The sequence below is a fragment of the Proteus sp. G4415 genome, assembly GCF_963896075.1.
Taxonomy (GTDB): Bacteria; Pseudomonadota; Gammaproteobacteria; order Enterobacterales; family Enterobacteriaceae; genus Proteus; species Proteus mirabilis.
Map to the genome: position 1 here is coordinate 49075 of NZ_CAWQOK010000038.1, position 18370 is coordinate 67444.

The window sequence follows — 18370 nt, forward strand, 5'->3', positions numbered from 1 at the left end:
TGATAGAAAAATGCAACGTCATAAGCCCACTAAATTATAATACATCGTAGGTTCCTTTGTGTGAACTGTTGTTTCATGGTCGAAAGTTTTGATCATGTGCCTAACGTTTACTCCTCTGTTTTTTATCTCAAGTTCAGGTTAATTAAAAAATATAATAGGTAGGGATGAAAATAATTTTTTAATCTTCATTGCATTGTTATATTAAACAAACTATATTTCAGGAAAATAATTATCTATAATTAATGAATAGGAAGGAGTCTATAGTGGGTATCTATCATTATAAACCAGACAATAATGATCAATTAATTAGTGAATTGATTCTTCCACATACGAATGAATCATATAAAGAAATGCTTGCAAAAATAAAAAATATCTTAGCTAATGAAAATAAAAAGCGATTTCGTTATATTCGTTATATAACTTATATTTGTTTTTTTATTTTAGTGCTAGATGCTTTACTTGTTAATATTACGGGGAGTAATGCTATAATAAGAGATAATTTTTCAGCAGGACTGATAATTGTACAAATTGCGGGTATCCTTTTTATCATAGGAGGCCTGCTCTTATTGCTAATAAGAATGGCCGTTTTCTTTTCATTTAGAGAAAATATTAAAGCAATAAAATTAAAAAAATTAACACCAGAAAATCCGATAATATTTAAGTTTTATGATACAGGAATTACCTTTAAAGAGCCTCATCAACATGGATCATTATATTGGCAAGCTTTTACTTTGATTGAATTGACAAATGATTATCTATATTTAAGCTTATGCCCAGAAAACACAGAGAAAGGAAAAGAGACTGCAGGTATTTCAGATCTTTTTATTCTGACGGAAAATCTAAGTAATTTCGATAGCCTGATTTCATTATTATCTCATGAATATTTTCTTAGTAGTTTTACTTTTCGTGATAATCGTAAAAAGAAATAGGAATAATTCATTAAATTGAGATTGATTTAAGCCATCTCTCTAAGTTCTATTTTTCTATACTTGTTAACTTAAGTGATGGCTTTCCCAGTTTTAAACAATAAGCAATTAATTCCCCACGCAGATCCAAGATAAAATAATGCACACTGTGATGCAGTGGTGTGTAAGTTGCGACACCTTTTTAGGCTAGTTGGATCAATAAATTCAATACCCGTAGGTTGCCCTTTTAGGTAAGTAAAAAACTAAGTAGGACTAACATGCTTGGTATACGTCAGTAAGCCGATACAGCTCAATAAGGTTAGAAAAATTTTTTATGATATATCACGAAAAATCCCATATATAAATGTGTTGATAGAAAAATATAGCAAAATAGTAATCGTCATAATTACACTGTCATTCATTTTATCTTGACGCAATTACGGGTATTCATCACTTTCAATTAGATATTTTTTCATTCAGGTAAAAAATATTTTATAAATCATCGATATGACAGAATAAGTCAACTAAATTATGCATCGTGGGTTCCTTTGTGCGAACAGTTGTTTCATGGCCGGAAGATCTGATCACAGAACCCACGTTTAATACCTTTTTTATTTTTCTTATTCCAAGTTCACTTTAATTAGTGATAAAGCATTTCATGAACAATATCTTCCCCTTTCATTGAATAAGGGTAATAGGTTGGCCAATTAGTTAGCTCTTTAAGTAATTCATCTTGTGAACTATTTCCCATATATAGATGAAAATGCTGTGCTTTTTCTGGTGCAATAATATGATCGCTAAACTGAATAAACCGTGGAGCTTGGCTGTTGGCATCGTCACATCTAAACAGATAGCGAACACCTTTTTTACCCGATTGATAATGTAGAATACGATAACCATCATAGTGATATTCACAGCTATCGACTTTATCACCACGATGAAACTCTACGATATTATTCTCAATACCAATCATATCAACATCGGTTTTATAGCCTTGTGTATAGTAAGCTCGATATTGTTCTACTGTTTTATCTTGCTTCGTCTCCGCTTTCTTTTGCAAAACGATATCTAATTCGCCACTACGCAGATAGGGTTCAACAGATTGCCATACGCCATCCCAATCGCTTAATGAGCGATTGAGAACGTCCTTGTCCTCAAAAATCCCATTCGCAGCATCTATTTGTGCTTGTGTGCGTACTTTTTCATGATGATGTCCATGTGCCAAAACAGACATAGCACTACCTAAAAAACCCATAATCAAAAGACAAGAAAGGATTGGTTTTTGCATAGGTTACCCCTGAACGGCTTTAAAACGTGGATTTGATTTGCAAATTACATACAGACGTCCACGACGGCGTACCACTTTACAATCAGGGTGGCGCAGCTTCGCACTCTTTAATGAACTTAATACTTGCATTTTTTTCTTCCCTAATTAACAAATCGGCCAAAACGCTTATTAAAGCGTGCCACATTACCTTCTTGAGAATGTGTTTTTTGTTTACCGGTATAAAATGGATGAGACTGAGAAGAGACATCTAAAGTGACATAAGGATAGCGTTGCCCCTCATACTCAATAGTTTTATCAGTTTGAATGGTTGATCCCACTTTAAAATAAGCATCTACGCTAGTGTCATGGAAAATGACAGTACGATATTGTGGATGAATATTTTCTTTCATACTCGCCCTCTTTATGTAATGTTATAATATAACAATATTGAGTTGCAATAATGTAGCGCCTTTTTATTTTAATGGCTAGTTTTTTTGATCATTTTTTTTATATACCTATTAGTGATAGTGCCATCTCTACATGTTGCAAGGGGGGAGGCAACATAGAACATTTGATTAAGCAGAGTAAGTCTATTAAACAAATAAATGCTAAACATTCGCCACATAATGCCGTTGAATAGATAACACTCAGTATTCTTCTGTCTCGCTTAATCGCACAACTATAGACGATTAAGCATCGGGTGCTTTTGGTAACACCTTCAAGGACGTAATCAAATTAAAGAGATAATTCTGAAAAGAATTCAGGGAGCAGGTAAGGATCATGGTTCGTGCTAGTATGGCAACAAGAAATAAAAAAGAGGTTACAATTAGTGATAGTGATTCACAGTTCAATCATGAGGTGAATATGGGCAAATTCCCAGGCTTACATCGTCGAGCAATCGTTGTTATTGCCATTATTTTGTTAGTCGTTTTTTTCTGGCCAACAAGTGAAAATACCACCCCACCTCAACCCTCATCTTCGACACAAGATCTTCCTGTGCCTGTAGCACCTTCTGTCTCAAATGAAACACAAAATGTCCCTAATACACTACCACCAGCACAAGATAGTCTAAATGCTGAGCAAGAGACAGAAGACTTACCAGAAGAAGGTGAAGCCAATAATACCAATGACAATACGCCAGTAAACACAACGCCTCAAACACCGTCAACCGCGACTGAAAATTGGCAAACTTATACCATTAAAGAGGGGCAAACCCTTGCACAACTATTTAGAGATAATCAGTTGCTTGTCAATGATGCGTTTACTATGGCGAAATCAGAAGGCCCACAAAAGCCGTTAAGCCAGTTACGCGCCGGACAAACCATTCGTTTACAACGAGGTTCACAAGGTGAAGTGAGTATGCTTGAAGTGACTGACAATACCGGTACTGTTATTACCTTCACTCGGCTAAGTGATGGTAGTTATTATCGTACGCCATAGTGTCAACAAGCGGTGTGGAGAAATAGAGCAAATAACCTATATAAAAAACGCCAGCTAAGCTGGCGTTTTTCTATCAACATAACTGTTTAATCTAATGATTATTCAGCAACGATGATTACATTCAGTTCAGCGAATACGTCACTGTGAACTTGGAAGTGAACTTCGTGGTCACCAGTTGTACGCAGAACGCCGTTTGGCAGGCGAACTTCGCTCTTACAAATTTCAACGCCAGCTGCAGTTACTGCATCAGCGATGTCACGTGTACCGATTGAACCAAACAGTTTACCTTCGTCACCCGCTTTAGAGCTGATAGTGACAGAACCCAGCGCAGTGATTTTCGCTGCACGAGCTTCAGCTGCTGCTAAAGTTTCAGCTAATTTAGCTTCTAACTCAGCACGACGCGCTTCGAAAAACTCGATGTTTTTCTTAGTCGCAGAAACAGCTTTACCCTGTGGGATTAAATAGTTACGAGCATAGCCCGATTTTACGTTAACCTGATCACCCAGGCTACCCAGATTCGCTACTTTATCAAGCAGAATAATTTGCATTACCTTATCCTCTACAAGTCATTAATGGACTATATAATACCTATTACTGATGACGATCAGTATAAGGTAATAAAGACAGGTAGCGCGCGCGCTTGATAGCACGAGCCAGCTGACGCTGGTATTTTGCACGAGTACCGGTGATACGGCTTGGTACAATTTTACCACTTTCAGTGATATAGTTTTTCAGCGTAGCGATGTCTTTATAATCAATCTCTTGTACGCCTTCCGCTGTGAAACGGCAGAACTTACGACGACGGAAATAACGTGCCATATGGCTAGTCTCCAGAATCTATCAATTCAATCTGTTCGGCATGCAATACCAGTTTAAACAATCCATTTCTCGCCTGATGGCTACTAATGAATCCTGAAACGGTAACTTTGCTACCGACCGTTATACTGTGAGTATCAGTTTGTAACGCTTTCCCACTGGCAATAATGGGCATTCTGCACCATGATTGTCTTTTTAATCCCGCTTCTTCTTGTGTTGAACGATGCTCAATCACAAATTGGCAATGCGGGATCCCAGCAGGGCTAACTTTTCGTATCAATGCTTTGCACACAGTGCCTGTTAGCACTAATCGATTAGCCGTCACAACACTAATTACTCTTCAGAATCCTCTGCTACATCATCAACTTCTTCTTCATCAAGATCTTCAGCAACATCGCGACGACGTTCGTCTTTTGCTTTAACCATTGGTGAAGCTTCAGTCACTGCGTGTTTAGTACGCATGATCATGTTGCGGAGCACGGCATCATTGAAGCGGAAAGTAGTTTCCAGTTCATCAATCACTTCTTGCGGAGCTTCAACGTTCATCAGAACGTAGTGTGCTTTGTGCAGTTTGTTGATTGGATAAGCCAGTTGACGACGACCCCAGTCTTCGAGACGGTGGATCTGACCATTAGCATTAGTGATAGCGGTTTTATAACGTTCGATCATACCAGGAACTTGTTCGCTCTGGTCTGGGTGAACCATAAAAACGATTTCGTAATGACGCATTTGATATTGCTCCTTACGGATTTATCAGCCTCCTGTCAGGGTCAGTCACCACCCATGGAGGCAAGGAACTTGTTTAAGTGTGACTGAAAAAATTGACGCGTAACTATACCCCCCCACGCAATAAAACTCAAGGGAGGAAGAGAATAAAATACGCGCAGTGTTATTTTACAGAAATACGCTGACGCATTGCTTCAAATAAACAAACTCCGGTTGCCACGGAGACATTTAATGAAGAGACTGAGCCTGCCATAGGAATACTGATTAACTCATCACAATGTTCGCGGGTTAAACGGCGCATTCCTTCACCTTCAGCCCCCATAACCAAAGCTAAAGGCCCTGTGAGTTTGCTTTGATATAATGTATGATCCGCTTCCCCCGCGGTGCCAACAATCCAGATGTTCTCTTCTTGTAGTAAGCGTAAAGTACGTGCCAGATTGGTTACACGGATCAAAGGTACGCTTTCTGCAGCACCACAAGCGACTTTTTTCGCCGTGGCATTTAATTGAGCTGAGCGATCTTTTGGTACAATGACTGCGTGAACACCAGCCGCATCAGCACTACGTAAGCATGCCCCTAAGTTGTGTGGATCAGTCACACCATCTAACACTAATAGAAAAGGTGTACCTACTTCAGCTAATAAGTCCGGTAAATCTTGTTCTTGGTACTGACGGCTAGGTTTTACTTTAGCAATTATCCCTTGGTGAACCGCACCTTCAGTTTGATTATCTAACCATTGGCGATTAGCAACTTGAACTAAGATCCCTTGTTCTTCCAGCGCATGGATCACCGGCATTAAACGACGATCTTCGCGTCCTTTTAACACATAAACTTCTTTAAAACGTGTCGGATCACGCTCAAGCAGTGCTTTTACTGCGTGAATACCATAAATAATATCTTCGCTCATAGCGGTTGTTACTCATTAAAAAATAAAAGGCACAATAACAGATAAAAGGCGGAAAATCCGCCTTTTTAATAGGAGTCAAACAGTGAATGACTTCGTTGTATAACTACGCTTTAGTACGTTTCGCCGCACGTTTGGCTTTTAATTTCGCCTCTATCTTTTTGGTTTGTGCAGAGGCTTTTTTACGTTTAGTACTCGCCTTGTCCTTCGCAATTTTCTCTTTAATGACTTTATCTTTGCTCTGTTTTTCTTTACTTGATTTACCTTTTCTAAAGGCACTATCAGGTTCAAAGTTTTTGTCTTTGCTGGCATCACGACGACGAGACTTACTACTGCTCGCATTTTTCTTGTCTTTTCCCCCTTTTAACGCACGAACACGTGCTGTTTTCCCGGGGTTACGTGCTTTACGTGTTGTTGAAATCAATGAGAAGTCAATAGTACGTTCATCCATACTGACCGCTTCAACTTTCACTTCAACTTCATCACCCAGACGATATACCTGACCGGATGACTCACCAATTAAACGTTGTCCAACATTATCAAATTGATAGTAATCATTATTTAATGTGGATACATGAACAAGACCATCAATAAATAGATCGTTTAAGCGCACAAAGAAACCGAAACCAGTGACACTGGTAATAATACCGGTAAATTGCTGACCTATTTGATCAAGCATGAAATCACATTTCAGCCAATCAGCCACATCACGGGTTGCTTCATCCGCCCGACGTTCAGTTAAAGAGCAGTGTTCCCCTAACTGAAGCATGGTATCCATATCACTATGATAGCCCCCCGTTGGGGTCCAGCGTTGTGAGCCATGGCCTTGCTGTTTCGCTATCTGGTATTTAATAGCACGATGTAATGCTAAGTCAGGATAACGACGGATGGGTGAAGTAAAGTGAGCATAAGATTTTAATGCTAAACCAAAGTGACCTCGATTTTCAGGATCGTAAATCGCCTGTTTCATGGAGCGCAATACCATGGTTTGTAGCATTTCGTGATCTGGACGCTCTTCGACTTCTTTCATGACTCGCGCATAATCGCCTGGCTCCGGTGTTAATCCTCCCGGTAACGTTAAACCCAGTTCATTAAATACCGAACGTAAATTCATTACGCTCTCTTCTTTGGGTTTATCATGCACACGATATAACGCAGGCTCTTCATTTTTCTCAACAAAACGCGCCGCCGCAATATTGGCTAAAATCATGCACTCTTCAATTAATTTATGTGCATCATTACGTACAACCGGTTCGATACGATCGATACGACGTTCTGCATTGAAAATAAATTTCGCTTCTTCCGATTCAAAACCAATGGCACCACGCTGTTCACGCGCCTTATCGAGGGCTTGGTATAGCTCATAAAGGTGCTCAATATCTTTTACGATCGGTTGGTAGTGCTCACGTAACTCTTCATCACCTTGAATGATTTTCCATACTTTGGTGTAAGTCATTCGCGCATGAGAGCTCATTACGGCTTCATAGAATTTATAAGATGAAAGGCGCCCCTGCTCAGAAACGGTCATTTCACAAACCATACATAAACGGTCGACTTGTGGATTTAATGAACATAATCCATTCGACAGTACTTCTGGCAGCATAGGGACAACTTGAGAAGGAAAATAGACCGAATTGCCTCGGCTACGCGCTTCTGTGTCTAATGCAGTTTGAGGGCGTACATAATAGCTCACATCTGCAATTGCCACCCATAAACGCCAGCCCCCGCCTTTTTTACGCTGGCAATAAACGGCATCATCAAAGTCTCGCGCATCTTCACCATCAATGGTAATTAAAGGGAGATCACGCAAATCAACGCGACCTTGTTTCGCTGACTCTGGCACATCCTCTTTTAAATCAGCGATTTCTTTTTCTACTTTAGGTGGCCAAGTATGAGGAATTTCATGGGTGCGTAGTGCAATTTCTACCGCAATTCCCGTCCCCATAGTTTCACCTAAAATTTCAACAATGCGTCCTACCGCTTGAGTACGCCGTGTTGGTCTTGTGGTAACTTCAACCACCACCACATTCCCCATACGTGCGCCCATGATATCTTCTTTAGGGATAAGAATATCAAAACTTAAACGGCTATCGTCAGGTACCACAAATCCCATACCTGACTCAATAAAATAGCGCCCAACAATTTGGCTGTTTCTGGGTTCAAGAACACGAACGACGCGACCTTCTCGACGCCCTTTTCTATCCATGCCTAGGGGTTGCGCTAAAATCACATCACCATGCATGGTTTTTTTCATTTCATCTTGTGAAAGATAGAGATCATCCTTTTGGCCTTCCGCACGTAAAAAACCATAGCCGTCACGGTGACCGATAACTTTACCTTTCCAAAGATCGAGGCGTTCAGGTAAGGCATAACACTGACGTCGAGTAAAAACTAACTGACCATCTCGTTCCATAGCCCGTAAACGACGACGTAATGCTTCCAGATTTTCTTCACCTGAAATTTTCAATGCCTGCGCGATATCTTCACGGCTCATCGGGGCCGGGCGTTTCTTCATTTCTTCTAAAATAAATTCACGACTAGCAATTGGAGAGGCGTATTTTTCGGCTTCTCTATCCTGAAAAGGATCTTTGGACATTATGACCTCCAAGCTATCAGAATGATGAAATTGTCGACTCAAACATCTTCTAATAACAATTTATATAAGGGGCTGTTGTTTTCTACCAATTCAGCCAGTGTATGACGGTCTAGCTCTTTCAAAAACTGTTCTATCGCTTGATTTAATACAAGTTTTAATCGACAAGCTGGGGTGATATGACAAAACTCAGCACTACAGTTAACCAGTGAAAGCGGCTCTAAAGCACGAACGACCTCGCCGACAATAATATCAGCGGCAGGTTTACCTAAGCGTATACCACCATTTTTTCCACGTATCGCTTCGACAAATCCCATATGACTTAGCTGATTAATAATCTTAACCATATGATTACGTGACACACCATAGACCTGCGTCACTTCGGTGATGCTCGTCATTTTGCCTTCTGGCAATGAAGCCATATATATCAACGCCCGCAATCCATAATCTGTAAAACTGGTTAATTGCACAATGACCTCTGAAAAGTAAAACTCCCAGTTAAAGAAGTTAAAGGATAAATAATGAGTAATGAGAATATCATTTTATTAAGCAATATTATGTTTAATTTTTGGACATTTAGCAAAGATATACTCAAAAGTCCGCGCTTTTAGGCTTACTCACCACAACCATTAAAATAATAGCGATATCACAGGCAAAGAAAAAGCGATCCTGTCGCTTTTCAACAGATCGCTTCTCTTAGTTGACAACAAAATAACGTTATCTTATTTCACTTCTGACCATAGCCCTAAAACAAAAACGCAACCGAGCGGGAAAGAGTTTTTCGTTTTATTGCTAATCAACATAGTGACTCAGTTCGGCTTTGTTACAGATACGAAAAAATCGCCCCTGTCATTTTCAGGGACGATTTTCACATCAAACCAATTAATACAATAAATTATGCATCAAATGGATGACGGAGAATAATCGTTTCTGAACGATCTGGACCTGTAGAAACAATATCAACAGGCACACCAGTTAACTCTTCAACGCGTTTAATATAATTTAACGCAGCTTGTGGTAACTGTGCTTTATCTTTAACGCCGAAAGTGCTTTCGTTCCAGCCAGGCATAGATTCATAAATAGGCTCAATACCTTCCCAATCATCTGCTGCTAATGGTGTAGTTTCAATCACTTCGCCATTTGGTAAGCGATAACCTACACACACTTTAACTTCTTTCAGACCATCTAAGACATCAAGTTTGGTCATGCAGAAGCCTGACAATGAGTTGATTTGAACAGCACGGCGGATAGCAATAATATCTAACCAACCAGTACGGCGACTACGACCTGTTGTTGCACCGAACTCTTGGCCTTTTTCACGTAGGAAATCGCCCGTTTCGTCAAATAATTCTGTAGGGAATGGACCTGCACCAACACGGGTAGAATAGGCTTTAATGATACCTAATACATAACCAACATAACGAGGACCTAAGCCGGAACCTGTTGCAACACCACCTGCGGTGGTATTTGAAGAGGTGACATACGGATAAGTACCGTGATCGATATCTAATAGAGTACCTTGCGCCCCTTCAAACATCACTAACTCACCTTTTTGTGTTGCTTTGTAAAGTAAGTCAGAAACGTCAACAACCATCCCAGTTAAGATATCAGCGATCGCCATGATATCGTCTAAGGTTTTTTGGTAATCAACAGGCTCAACTTTGTAATAATTAACCAGTTGGAAATTATGGTATTCGATGATCTCTTTAAGCTTCTGAGCGAATGCTTTTTTATCAAATAGATCACCAACACGTAAACCACGGCGTGCGACTTTATCTTCATAAGCAGGACCAATACCACGACCCGTAGTACCAATCGCTTTCTCACCACGCGCCTTTTCACGGGCGTTATCTAATGCAATGTGATAAGGCAGAATTAATGGGCAAGCTTCTGACAGCAGTAGACGTGAACGAACAGGAATACCACGCTCTTCGAGCTGTGTCATTTCTTTCATCAGTGCTTCTGGCGATAATACGACACCGTTTGCGATGATGCTGACAACATTTTCACGAAGAATGCCTGATGGGATTAAGTGGAGAACGGTTTTTTCACCGTCAATGACTAGGGTGTGACCTGCGTTATGTCCGCCTTGGTAACGAACAACATACTTAGCACGTTCTGTCAGCAAGTCGACGATCTTGCCTTTGCCTTCGTCACCCCATTGGGTGCCTAATACGACAACGTTATTACTCATTTCAAAATACACTCGGTTGCTTAAAAAAGGATTCTACCATCTCAATTCAAGAGTTACAGTAGATTTTATCTAATTATGCCATCCCCGCTTTTAAGCAATAGATTATCTTGCCATTGTCAATATTTTTGCCCGAAAAAACCACATCACAAGATATTTGTGATTTTTATCAACAGTTTTGATCGCAAAAACAGGAAGCAGAGTGACATAAAAGTGAAAATGGCTAAGAAGACGCCTCGGGATTGCCGAAGGTTTATCTTGAAATGCAATTTTCACTTTATACTATCTCAGCTAAAGGCAATTTGGAAATGGTTGCGAGCGATTTTTCGTTTCATTCAATAATAAAAAACGATTTTCTTTATTTGTTTTAATTCTATCTGCTTGATTAAAAGCTAAAAAAATCCCCTAAGTTTTATCTTAGGGGATGATTATTTATTTTCTTGAACGATGACGATTACTCTTCAATCGCTCTCGCTTTAGTTGGTGCTTTCATATAGCGTAAGAAATCGCTATCTGGACTTAACACCATGACGTCATTACCGTCTTTATTAAAGCTATTCTCATAAGCACGTAAGCTACGGATAAACGCATAGAAGTCAGGATCTTGACTGAATGCATCAGCAAATAGTTTAGTTGCTTGCGCATCCCCTTCACCTCGAATACGTAACGATTCACGCTCCGATTCAGCTAAGGTTTCTGTCACTGTTTTATCTGCCGCAGCACGGATTTTCACCGCTTCTTCTTGACCTTGTGAACGGTGACGACGAGCAACCGCTTCACGCTCTGCACGCATACGTTGATAAATGGCTTCAGAAACTTCCATTGGTAAGTTGATTTGTTTGATACGAACATCAATCACTTCAATACCTAATGCCGCCATACTGTTCATATTGATAGCAGGGGCTTTACCTTTGGTCTCTTCTGCCACTTTCTTCGCAGCAATAGCAATAGCATCATCTGCATCACTTTTATCGCGAGAAGGTGTACCTTCATTCAACGCATTACGTACATCAATGGTTAAACGACCACGTGAATCAGTGATAATTTGGTTTACACTCATACGACCAATTTCAGAGCGTAAACGGTCACTAAATTTACGACGCAATAAGGTTTCTGCTTGCATCGTATTACCACCACCAGTAGCTAGGTAGTAAGTACTAAAATCACTGATACGCCATTTCAGATAAGAGTCAACTAACAAGTCTTTGTTCTCACCTGATAAGAAGCGATCTTGCTGGATATTCATCGTTTGGATACGCGCATCCAGTTTTTTCACATTCTCAATAAATGGAATTTTAAAGTGAATACCCGGTTCATAAACGACCGGTTTATTTTCACCATCACGTACCACTTTCGAGAAACGTAAAATAATACCGCGTTCATATTGTTGCACGACAAATACTGAGGAGTACAACAACGCTAAAATAATAACTGCAACAACAGCGATAACTTTACGCATGATTATTGTCCTCCTTGATTAGAGCCATAAGGCTGACCATAACCACCACTATTATTGCTACCATATCCACCGTTACCATAAGTTGTTGCTGGTTTCTGAGTAGGTGTTGTGTTGGTACTTGGCGTAGGGGTTGAAATACGCGCAGGTGCCTCTGTGACACTATTAAATGACGTTGGCGCTTTTGGTTGCTGGCGTAACATTTGCTCTAAAGGCAGAACCAACATACTGTTACCTTTGTCATTGGCAATGACTTTACGTGTTTTCGACAACACTTTTTCCATTGTTTCAATATACAGACGCTCACGAGTAATTTCCGGTGCTGCGCGATATTCAGGTAAGATTTTGGCGAAACTCGCCACCTCACCTTCTGCTTTCATCACCACACTCGTTTTATAAGCGGTTGCTTCTTCAATCATACGTTGTGCGTTACCTTTTGCTAATGGTAACACTTCGTTTTTATAAGCCTCAGCCTGACGAATGGTTTTCTGCTCTTCTTCTCGTGCCGCAATTACGTCATCGAATGCCGCTTTTACCGCTTCTGGTGGGCGAGCAACTTGGAAGTTGACGTCCACAATGGAGATCCCCATTTTATAAGGGCGGATCGTCTCTTCTAATTCTTGACGGGTTTGATCACGAATTTCTGAACGGTTCGATGTCAGGATCTTTTCCATTTCTGAACGACCAATGACACCACGGACGGCACTGTCTGTCGCTTGTCCTAGGCTATTCATTGGCGTTGTGACATTAAAGAGAAATGCTTCTGGATCTGAGACAACATATTGAACGTTTATCTCAACTTGAACCATGTTTTCATCTGATGTCAACATCATGCCACCCGTAGTTAAATCACGGATGGTTTTTACGTTGACAGGCTGAACTTCATCAATGAAAGTCGGTTTCCAGTTTAAACCAGGCTCGACGATTTGGTAAAATTTACCGAAACGAGTCACAACACCTTGTTCGGCTTCTTTAATGGTATAAAAACCACTGGCAGCCCAAACGACAACCACTGCACCTAATGCAAGAGAAACTAATACGTTTCCAGCATTACCACGAGGTCCGCCATTTTGCCCAGAAGAGGAGTTTCCTCCTTTTTTACCACCGAAACCGCCAAGTTTTGCACTCAGTTTCCGGAACAAATCATCGAGATCTGATGCTTTACGATCCCGACCTCCTTGATTACCGTTAGAGTTCCCGTCGCCGTTATTATTACCGCCGTTTCGGTTCCCCCACGGGTCGCGGTCTTGTCCGTTGTTACCGGGCTGATTCCACGCCATGTTCTAGCTCCATTATTATGATTAGATTTATCAGGCTTAAGAGCCGATTTCATCGCCAGCTCTCAGTTAATGTTCTTTAGTATGGCCAATTATCAGACCACGTAATCCAATAAAGTAGGCTCCTGCTTGCAAAGTCGATGCCAGTCTACCATAGGCATTCGGGTGATTAGCCCAACTTTACCGTCTTTTTCAATCCATTCACGCTCAATAGCCTGTAATTGATAAAAACGGCTACGTAATCGCCCTGCTTCTTCTGGCGGTAAACGCAATTCAACGTGTGCGATCTCACCTGAAAGGCGCTCTGTCAACGCCTGATATAACAGAGGAATACCTTCACCTGTTTGTGCAGAAACCCAAACCCTAACAGGTAAATTATCTTCATTTCGATCAATTCTTGGGGTGAAGTCCTCAAGAAGATCAATTTTATTCATCACATACAGTGTCGGTATCTCGTGAGCATCAATCTCTTCTAATACATTTTCAACTGCATGAATGTTCTCTTCAAAACGGCTATCAGCGGCATCAATAACATGAAGAAGCAATGTCGCTTCACGTGTTTCTTGTAGCGTTGCCTTAAATGCCGCCACCAGATCATGAGGTAGATGTCGGATAAAACCAACCGTATCAGCTAACACCACGGTACCAACATCATCGACCTGAATTCGTCTTAAGGTAGGATCCAGTGTCGCAAACAACTGATCAGCAGCATACACATCTGCACAGGTTATACGATTGAATAAACTCGACTTACCCGCATTGGTGTAACCCACCAGAGATAACGTTGGAATATCAGCTTTACTTCGCGCTTGTCGTCCTTGTTCACGCTGACGTTCAACTTTGCCTAGACGCATTAGAATTTGACTAATTTTGCCTCTGAGCAAACGTCGGTCCGTTTCAAGCTGTGTTTCGCCAGGGCCACGTAATCCAATCCCCCCTTTTTGTCGTTCTAAGTGTGTCCACCCTCGAACTAAACGGGTTGATAAATGACGTAACTGAGCGAGTTCTACCTGTAGCTTTCCTTCGTGAGTTCTTGCTCGTTGAGCAAAAATATCGAGGATAACTCCCGTGCGATCAACTACACGACATTCACAAAGTCTTTCCAGATTTCGTTCTTGTGCCGGTGAGAGTGCGTGATTAAATAGCACCACATCTGCACCACTCGCTTTTACTGCTTCTGCGATTTCTTCCGCTTTACCTTCTCCCACATAATATTTGGAGTGAGGCGCTCTACGGCTCCCTGTAATAATTTGAACTGGTTTTACACCGGCAGATGTCACCAAAGATTCAAACTCTTGCAAGTCATCAATATCCTTTTCTTGCGAAAAGAAAACGTGCACTAAAACGGCTAATTCGCCACCTTCATAACGATCAAACAAAGGCGAAACCTCATGGACTTTATAAAAACAGGAAAAACATAGGTAAAGTCTCCCTACCTATGTTTTTATTATATTAAGAATAATATTTGATAATTATTCTGCAACATCATCCTGCTGAGTCGCGTTACCGCCACTGTAGTTTGTACCCGCTTGGTTGGTACCTGTATTGCTATGATGAGAAACAGGACGAGAAGGTACTACGGTAGAGATAGCATGTTTGTATACCATCTGACTAACAGTGTTTTTCAGCAGAATAACAAATTGGTCAAAAGATTCGATCTGACCCTGTAATTTAATGCCGTTTACCAAATAGATTGAAACAGGGACCCTTTCACGACGTAATGCGTTCAGAAAAGGATCTTGCAAAGATTGCCCCTTAGCCATTCTATGTTTTCCTTATTTTGTTGTTTTATACTAGAACCTAATGGTTCGAAAAAATGAACTACTCAAAAATTGCACTTTAGCAACTATCAATTTTACACAAACCTACCATCTATGCACTAACTACCTGCAAAACAGTGTTAAGAGACTGTTCAAAATCTTCACTATCTAACCAATGAACATCATGCCAACCTCTTAACCAAGTGATTTGTCGCTTCGCTAATTGCCGGGTAGCGCAGATCCCTCGATAAACCATCTCATCATAGTCGATTTCGCCGGATAAATATGACCACATCTGGCGATAGCCGACACAACGTATAGAAGGTAAATCTTCATGCAGATCGCCCCGTTGGTATAATGATTTTACTTCATCTTCAAAGCCACACGTTAACATCTGTTTAAAACGTGCTTCAATGCGTTGATGAAGTACATTTCTATCTTTCGGAGCAATCGCAAACTGATAAACATCATAAGGCAATGCTTCGCCTGATATTTGAGTTAATTCTGTCATCGATTTACCTGAAATCAGGTAAACTTCCAGTGCACGAGAAAGGCGTTGAGGATCATTAGGATGGATCCGTTTGGCCGCAACGGGATCGACGGATGCTAGCTCTTGATGAATTGCCTCCCACCCTTGTTCGGCTGCTTTTTTTTCGATTTCAGCACGAATTTCTGGATTAGCACTGGGTAAAGGCGATAAGCCTTCTAATAACGCTTTAAAATATAGCATAGTCCCGCCCACTAATAGTGGAATTCGTCCTGCAGCCGTAATTTCTTCCATTGCTTTTAACGCATCTTTACGAAAGTCTGCGGCAGAATAAGGTAATGCGGGATCTAGAATATCAATTAAACGATGTGGTGCAAGCGACTGCTCTGTCTCATCCGGTTTCGCAGTACCAATATCCATACCACGATAAATAAGAGCAGAATCAACACTAATAAGATCAACGGGCAGTTTTTGTCTTAGCGCAATGGCTAATGCGGTTTTACCAGAGGCTGTTGGCCCCATCAGAAAGATTGCTTTAGGTTTTATTTGCGTTTTTACTTCGCTCATTATTCAGTGCCGCTACCACAGGTTGTAATTCTATTAATTGTAATAAGTTTTTGGACGGCTGTCTGACATATTGTGGACATAATCGTTCAATATCAGCCAATAATCCTACTGCCTGAGCCTGTGACCAAACACCCGACTCATGACTTAACTGTTTTGCTAACCAATGCCCAATTTGTTGTTTAGAGCATAATTTTTCTGTTGCCAAATAAGCTAATAGCTTTGTCAGTAATTCAGGTAAATTTTGCTGTCGCAAAGGCAACGAGACCGCGTGGATCGTCGCTTTACCATGAGAGATGTCGATAACAATCCCAAAATCACTGATTAACGCCTGAAACTGCTTAAATGTATTAATTTCATCTTTACTGAGTGTGACTTTTAAAGGCACTAGCAAAGGTTGGGGTTTCAGATTTTCATTTTCTGGCAATAACTGGGCACATTTTAACAGAAAATCAGCTTCTTCCAATGCTAACAGCCCTAGACCTTGCGAAGATTCAATTAACGCATATTTCTGCTGATAAATCGCCAATACCCGGCCAAAAGTATAATCTGTTTGCGCTGCGCTGGCATTAACAGAACGAGGCACCACTGAAATTACATTTGTTTCATTGTTATTCGTTGTATGACCAACATCAACCAAATTCAATGGGGGACGAGGGGGAAATAGGGGTATTTTTTCTTTATTTTCAACATCGCTCGCACTTTCTTGCATCATTTTTTGATAAAGCATGCCTTGCGTACGTTGATAACTCTCACCAAACTGACGTGTATCTAGCGTTTTTTGGGGACTCTTTTGCGTATCTGTTAACCCTTTTCCTGCACTTCCTTGGTAAGCTCCCGTGCTCTTTTTTTGCGTAGATGAGGTTACTGGTGCTTGATAAGGCTGCGAAAAAACATTTTCTCCCGCAACTTGGCGATTTTCAGGAAATGTTGTGGCAGTTAAAGCCCCATTATCCTCTTCATCTAAAGATAACGTATCTTCTGTAACCTGCCTTAACACACTCAAGACAGCTTGATAGATAAAATCGTGTACTAAGCGCGATTCGTGAAAACGCACTTCATGTTTGGCAGGATGCACATTGACATCCACTTGATGAGGGTCAACGGTTAAATAAAGCACATAAGAAGGTTGCTGCTCACCTTGCAAATAACCTTCATATGCTTGACGAATAGCATGGTTAATCAATCTATCGCGCATCATGCGCCCATTGACATAACAGTACTGTATTTCACTGCTTTGCACTGGAGCTAAAGGATGCTCTACCCAGCCTTTTATTGCCAGATCACCATGCTCCCACGTTAGTTGCATTGCTTGATCAACAAAATGATTACCACAGATAGCACTTAAACGACGATGATGCTGATGAGTTTCTTTCGCAGCGCGATATTGACGCACCCGCTTACCGTTGTGGGTTAAATTAATTGACACATCAAAACGGGATAAGGCTATACGACGTACTACTTCATCTATATGACCAAACTCTGTTTTTTCGGTACGTAAAAATTTACGTCTTGCAGGAGTGTTATAAAAAAGATCGAGCACTTCAACTGTGCTCCCCACCGGATGTGCTGCTGGCTTGACTGCCACTGTCATATCACGCCCTTCGGCGTAGGCTTGCCAAGCCTCCTCCTGAGATGCGGTACGAGATGTTAAGGTTAAACGTGATACAGAGCTGATACTGGCTAACGCTTCACCACGAAACCCCATGCTCATAATGGCTTCAAGATCATCCAGTGTCGATATTTTGCTTGTTGCATGGCGAGCAAGTGCTAACTTCAAATCATCACGAGAAATGCCGCATCCATTATCGCGGATACGAATTAGCTTAGCGCCACCTTTATCGATATCGATATCAATTGTTGTCGCACCCGCATCTAAGCTGTTTTCAAGTAACTCTTTAACAACAGAAGCGGGTCTTTCAACGACTTCCCCTGCTGCAATCTGATTTGCTAACTGAGGAGGTAATAAATTAATCGCCATTAC

The 18370-nt window shown here is 40.9% G+C and carries 19 protein-coding genes; 2 read left to right on the forward strand and 17 right to left on the reverse strand.

Annotation, left to right across the window (positions count from 1 at the left end; all coding sequences use genetic code 11):
• The first annotated feature begins 263 nt into the window (after positions 1-263).
• Positions 264-929, forward strand: coding sequence for a hypothetical protein (locus tag AACU95_RS03440; RefSeq protein ID WP_141192012.1), 666 nt, complete (start codon positions 264-266; stop codon positions 927-929).
• Between the two features lie 616 nt (positions 930-1545).
• Here the strand turns inward: AACU95_RS03440 and zinT are convergent.
• Genes zinT through AACU95_RS03455 form a run of 3 tightly spaced genes read right to left on the reverse strand, consistent with a single transcriptional unit; the run spans position 1546 to position 2582 of the window.
• Positions 1546-2193 carry a metal-binding protein ZinT gene (gene zinT / locus AACU95_RS03445; RefSeq protein ID WP_004246276.1) on the reverse strand — a complete coding sequence of 216 codons (648 nt, stop codon included), beginning with the start codon at positions 2191-2193 and terminating at the stop codon, positions 1546-1548.
• 3 nt (positions 2194-2196) lie between these two features.
• Positions 2197-2322 (reverse strand): type B 50S ribosomal protein L36, encoded by a 126-nt coding sequence (gene ykgO, locus AACU95_RS03450; RefSeq protein ID WP_004246277.1) that lies wholly within the window; start codon positions 2320-2322, stop codon positions 2197-2199.
• Between the two features lie 11 nt (positions 2323-2333).
• A complete protein-coding gene (locus AACU95_RS03455) occupies positions 2334-2582 on the reverse strand; it encodes a type B 50S ribosomal protein L31 (RefSeq protein WP_004246279.1) in 249 nt (82 codons plus the stop codon).
• 370 nt (positions 2583-2952) lie between these two features.
• On the opposite strand from AACU95_RS03455, the gene AACU95_RS03460 reads away from it, so the two are divergent.
• Positions 2953-3612, forward strand: coding sequence for an OapA family protein (locus AACU95_RS03460; RefSeq protein WP_004249623.1), 660 nt, complete (start codon positions 2953-2955; stop codon positions 3610-3612).
• A 98-nt stretch (positions 3613-3710) separates the two neighbouring features.
• Here the strand turns inward: AACU95_RS03460 and rplI are convergent, their stop codons facing one another.
• The 14 genes from rplI to mutL form a co-directional block, all read right to left on the reverse strand.
• The gene (gene rplI / locus AACU95_RS03465; RefSeq protein ID WP_004246281.1) at positions 3711-4160 is read right to left on the reverse strand and encodes a 50S ribosomal protein L9; all 450 of its coding nucleotides are present in this window, start codon (positions 4158-4160) and stop codon (positions 3711-3713) included.
• Between the two features lie 43 nt (positions 4161-4203).
• On the reverse strand, positions 4204-4431 hold the full coding sequence (rpsR, locus tag AACU95_RS03470; RefSeq protein ID WP_000135199.1) for a 30S ribosomal protein S18: 228 nt from the start codon (positions 4429-4431) through the stop codon (positions 4204-4206).
• A gap of 4 nt (positions 4432-4435) precedes the next feature.
• Positions 4436-4753: a primosomal replication protein N gene (gene priB / locus AACU95_RS03475; RefSeq protein WP_004246282.1), complete on the reverse strand. Its 318-nt coding sequence runs from the start codon at positions 4751-4753 to the stop codon at positions 4436-4438.
• Positions 4754-4761: 8 nt separating this feature from the next.
• Entirely contained in the window at positions 4762-5157 is a 396-nt protein-coding gene (gene rpsF / locus AACU95_RS03480; protein ID WP_004246283.1) for a 30S ribosomal protein S6, read from the reverse strand.
• Positions 5158-5317: 160 nt separating this feature from the next.
• Positions 5318-6049: a 23S rRNA (guanosine(2251)-2'-O)-methyltransferase RlmB gene (gene rlmB / locus AACU95_RS03485; protein ID WP_170827695.1), complete on the reverse strand. Its 732-nt coding sequence runs from the start codon at positions 6047-6049 to the stop codon at positions 5318-5320.
• 115 nt (positions 6050-6164) lie between these two features.
• Positions 6165-8654 (reverse strand): ribonuclease R, encoded by a 2490-nt coding sequence (gene rnr, locus AACU95_RS03490; protein ID WP_004246285.1) that lies wholly within the window; start codon positions 8652-8654, stop codon positions 6165-6167.
• A gap of 38 nt (positions 8655-8692) precedes the next feature.
• Positions 8693-9121: a nitric oxide-sensing transcriptional repressor NsrR gene (nsrR, locus tag AACU95_RS03495; RefSeq protein WP_004249627.1), complete on the reverse strand. Its 429-nt coding sequence runs from the start codon at positions 9119-9121 to the stop codon at positions 8693-8695.
• A 425-nt stretch (positions 9122-9546) separates the two neighbouring features.
• Complete coding sequence (locus AACU95_RS03500; RefSeq protein WP_004249629.1) at positions 9547-10845, reverse strand: adenylosuccinate synthase; 1299 nt, start codon at positions 10843-10845, stop codon at positions 9547-9549.
• Positions 10846-11296: 451 nt separating this feature from the next.
• Entirely contained in the window at positions 11297-12301 is a 1005-nt protein-coding gene (hflC, locus tag AACU95_RS03505; RefSeq protein ID WP_004246288.1) for a protease modulator HflC, read from the reverse strand.
• 2 nt (positions 12302-12303) lie between these two features.
• On the reverse strand, positions 12304-13578 hold the full coding sequence (hflK, locus tag AACU95_RS03510; protein WP_004246289.1) for an FtsH protease activity modulator HflK: 1275 nt from the start codon (positions 13576-13578) through the stop codon (positions 12304-12306).
• A gap of 92 nt (positions 13579-13670) precedes the next feature.
• Positions 13671-14954, reverse strand: coding sequence for a ribosome rescue GTPase HflX (gene hflX / locus AACU95_RS03515; protein WP_004246290.1), 1284 nt, complete (start codon positions 14952-14954; stop codon positions 13671-13673).
• A 93-nt stretch (positions 14955-15047) separates the two neighbouring features.
• Positions 15048-15338 carry an RNA chaperone Hfq gene (gene hfq / locus AACU95_RS03520; RefSeq protein ID WP_004246291.1) on the reverse strand — a complete coding sequence of 97 codons (291 nt, stop codon included), beginning with the start codon at positions 15336-15338 and terminating at the stop codon, positions 15048-15050.
• Positions 15339-15447: 109 nt separating this feature from the next.
• Complete coding sequence (gene miaA, locus AACU95_RS03525) at positions 15448-16389, reverse strand: tRNA (adenosine(37)-N6)-dimethylallyltransferase MiaA (RefSeq protein WP_004246293.1); 942 nt, start codon at positions 16387-16389, stop codon at positions 15448-15450.
• Positions 16358-18367 carry a DNA mismatch repair endonuclease MutL gene (mutL, locus tag AACU95_RS03530; protein ID WP_004246294.1) on the reverse strand — a complete coding sequence of 670 codons (2010 nt, stop codon included), beginning with the start codon at positions 18365-18367 and terminating at the stop codon, positions 16358-16360. The genes miaA and mutL overlap by 32 nt, the downstream gene beginning before the upstream one ends.
• Positions 18368-18370: the final 3 nt, after the last annotated feature.

Coding starts and splice junctions, on each gene's coding strand:
- AACU95_RS03500 (WP_004249629.1), bottom strand. CDS start 10,845: ATGAGTAATAACGTTGTCGTATTAGGCACCCAATGGGGTGACGAAGGC.
- AACU95_RS03455 (WP_004246279.1), bottom strand. CDS start 2,582: ATGAAAGAAAATATTCATCCACAATATCGTACTGTCATTTTCCATGAC.
- hflK (WP_004246289.1), bottom strand. CDS start 13,578: ATGGCGTGGAATCAGCCCGGTAACAACGGACAAGACCGCGACCCGTGG.
- miaA (WP_004246293.1), bottom strand. CDS start 16,389: ATGAGCGAAGTAAAAACGCAAATAAAACCTAAAGCAATCTTTCTGATG.
- hflC (WP_004246288.1), bottom strand. CDS start 12,301: ATGCGTAAAGTTATCGCTGTTGTTGCAGTTATTATTTTAGCGTTGTTG.
- AACU95_RS03460 (WP_004249623.1), top strand. CDS start 2,953: ATGGTTCGTGCTAGTATGGCAACAAGAAATAAAAAAGAGGTTACAATT.
- zinT (WP_004246276.1), bottom strand. CDS start 2,193: ATGCAAAAACCAATCCTTTCTTGTCTTTTGATTATGGGTTTTTTAGGT.
- ykgO (WP_004246277.1), bottom strand. CDS start 2,322: ATGCAAGTATTAAGTTCATTAAAGAGTGCGAAGCTGCGCCACCCTGAT.
- hfq (WP_004246291.1), bottom strand. CDS start 15,338: ATGGCTAAGGGGCAATCTTTGCAAGATCCTTTTCTGAACGCATTACGT.
- rplI (WP_004246281.1), bottom strand. CDS start 4,160: ATGCAAATTATTCTGCTTGATAAAGTAGCGAATCTGGGTAGCCTGGGT.
- rpsF (WP_004246283.1), bottom strand. CDS start 5,157: ATGCGTCATTACGAAATCGTTTTTATGGTTCACCCAGACCAGAGCGAA.
- rpsR (WP_000135199.1), bottom strand. CDS start 4,431: ATGGCACGTTATTTCCGTCGTCGTAAGTTCTGCCGTTTCACAGCGGAA.
- mutL (WP_004246294.1), bottom strand. CDS start 18,367: ATGGCGATTAATTTATTACCTCCTCAGTTAGCAAATCAGATTGCAGCA.
- rnr (WP_004246285.1), bottom strand. CDS start 8,654: ATGTCCAAAGATCCTTTTCAGGATAGAGAAGCCGAAAAATACGCCTCT.